General features: G+C 35.1%; 4 protein-coding genes. All 4 read right to left on the bottom strand.

Going from position 1 to position 2,216, the window contains the following annotated elements:
- A partial coding sequence (locus tag IEU71_RS09935; RefSeq protein ID WP_188349654.1) for a GIY-YIG nuclease family protein occupies positions 1–120 on the bottom strand: 120 nt, incomplete at its 3' end.
- A 185-nt stretch (positions 121–305) separates the two neighbouring features.
- Entirely contained in the window at positions 306–1,115 is an 810-nt protein-coding gene (locus IEU71_RS09940; RefSeq protein ID WP_004910676.1) for a hypothetical protein, read from the bottom strand.
- 388 nt (positions 1,116–1,503) lie between these two features.
- Entirely contained in the window at positions 1,504–1,935 is a 432-nt protein-coding gene (locus tag IEU71_RS09945; protein WP_036066331.1) for a hypothetical protein, read from the bottom strand.
- A partial coding sequence (locus IEU71_RS09950; RefSeq protein WP_188349655.1) for a helix-turn-helix domain-containing protein occupies positions 1,936–2,216 on the bottom strand: 281 nt, incomplete at its 5' end.

Genomic DNA, 2,216 nt, shown 5'->3' on the forward strand with positions numbered 1-2,216 from the left:
TGGAATACCCGTGTTATTAAATTGCTTTAGCCTGTTGTCAAGATTGGTAGTTTGACCAATTTTGATGTAGCCCGGAATTGATTTGTTTTCAAGGGCGTATACGTAACCAATATCTGTCATAGCAAGAAATACTTTCCAAACTTTTTAACGTGAACGCTTGGCACGTATGTACGCACCCTGTGAGTGCTTTTTTATTATCTTTTTTGGTGTGTTAGATACCAAACCAACATGACAATTAGCCATATACCGCCAGTCGCAAATACTAATATCAAATTTATTAAAAATTTCATTATAATGACCCACTTTTATTTACTGAACTTTAAGGTGTCGCCTGTACCCTTACCAAACATTTGAATATTGATAATATCGGAATTTTTAATATTTAAGTTCTGAGGTTCATCTTTCATTACTTGAATTAAATTATTTTTATCATTATTAAGCGTGATTGTTGCATACGCATAATCTGGGTCTGAACCCGACCAAAAACCCGGTTGCCATTCAATATGGTAATCACCATCACTCAGTTTTACATCGCTAACTTTAAAGGATATGTTTTCGGGACTCTGTGATTTACCAATGTAATTTGTGTAATCACCGCTAACAGTTAAATCATTTTGATTTTTTGTTATTGTTATATGTTCGTTTGTTTCTAACTTAGATGTGCTTGTTGCAGACGAGGCACTGCTTGAAGAAGATGAGGAGTTTTTTTGAGATATCGAAGAAACAGACGATGAGCTTTTTTGAGGTGCGGAAGAAACGGATGATGAACTTTTGGATGTAACGTTTTCTTTTTTAGTTGACTTTGACGTTGAGGTAGTTAATTGTGAAATGGTTTCAGTTTGTGATGGTTGGTCTGAGCTCTTAGTGTGAGGGGAAAATATTATTCCAATAAAAAACAACGGGAAAAATGTCAGATACCATCTCTTGAAAAAAGGTTGTAGTTTAACGGGGATGCTAATTTTGTTTTTGAAAATATGTAGTAACCATACTGAGCTTCCAAATATCATTGATAAGCTCAAAAAAAAGTTTTGTTTAAACGTCAGTACGCCTATCATTAAAAAAATAGGTGCATAAATAATTTGTAGTACTCTCAAAACTATAAGAAAAATACGCATAAATAAGATCTCCCAATCTCCAAAATAGTGTTGTACATATATGGTTTAAAACAGTATTTGCAAACGGATTAAGCTTGCTCTAAAAGTTTTATTGTAATCATCCCCGCCCATAGTTTGCACAGGGAAGCGTATCACAGAGCAGGCTCCCTTGTTAAGATAACAAGTTATTTTTTCATTTTAAGTCACTTACTGATAGTAGGTGGCTTTTTATTTATAATTTATTAATGGTTAAACATTGATACCAACAACAAGATTAATCCGGCTACAGTAAGTAGTATTCCTGCAATCTGATATTGTTTGTTGTTATCTCGCTTGGATAGTGTAATAAAGGTTGTACCAGAAAAAAGAAAAGGTAGTGCTAGAAAAAAAGATGTCATAGTGTCAACTCCTATATATTCTTCAGTACAGCACTTTCAAGCGACATAGGTATACCAAAGTACGCCATGAAGTCATAAAGCTTACTGTATCTGTTTGTATTCTCGTCAAAGTAGAAATCAGCTAACATTTTAAACGCATAAGAATTAGCACTAATTTCAGCATCACTTTTGGCCAAAGGTGAGAATGCATAAGTTTTATGCTGTTCACCATTCAAAACATGCTGTAATTCATGGAATTTTCGGAATGGTAGTGAAAACTTTGTTTTGAAGTTGGGGTTAATGATGATTGTATTGTCAAAAGGGGATGCAACGTCTGGATCATATTCATGGCCATGAACTTCAACGACATTTATTCGGTTATGAGTTGAACGTTCAACATTATATTTCACAATAACATCATCAAAGTATTCGAGAGGCGAACTGTAGTCTAGATATTCATACATTTATTGTTTGCCCTCTCGCATAGTTTTTAACATTGCGATAATGGCTTGCTTATAGTCCTCTGATAGTTCTTTACCCTCAAAAGACATAATTAACTCATCATCAGCTAAATCTACGTGCTTTTTATCATCCCCGTCATCAGAGCCATTGTGAGGCGTTTTAAGCGGGCTGTCTGTCTTGCCTTGTAAATAGTCCACTGTGGTATCTAAGGCGTCAGCAATCAGTGAGAGCATGGCATAAGAGGGGTTATTACGGTCAGTCTCGTAGTTAGCAATCGCCATAC

The sequence above is a fragment of the Leuconostoc falkenbergense genome, assembly GCF_014634805.1.
Lineage (GTDB): Bacteria > Bacillota > Bacilli > Lactobacillales > Lactobacillaceae > Leuconostoc > Leuconostoc falkenbergense.

What these genes read in the sequence shown, in the direction of transcription:
- IEU71_RS09940 (WP_004910676.1), bottom strand. Translation starts at nt 1,115, where the DNA reads ATGCGTATTTTTCTTATAGTTTTGAGAGTACTACAAATTATTTATGCA.
- IEU71_RS09945 (WP_036066331.1), bottom strand. Translation starts at nt 1,935, where the DNA reads ATGTATGAATATCTAGACTACAGTTCGCCTCTCGAATACTTTGATGAT.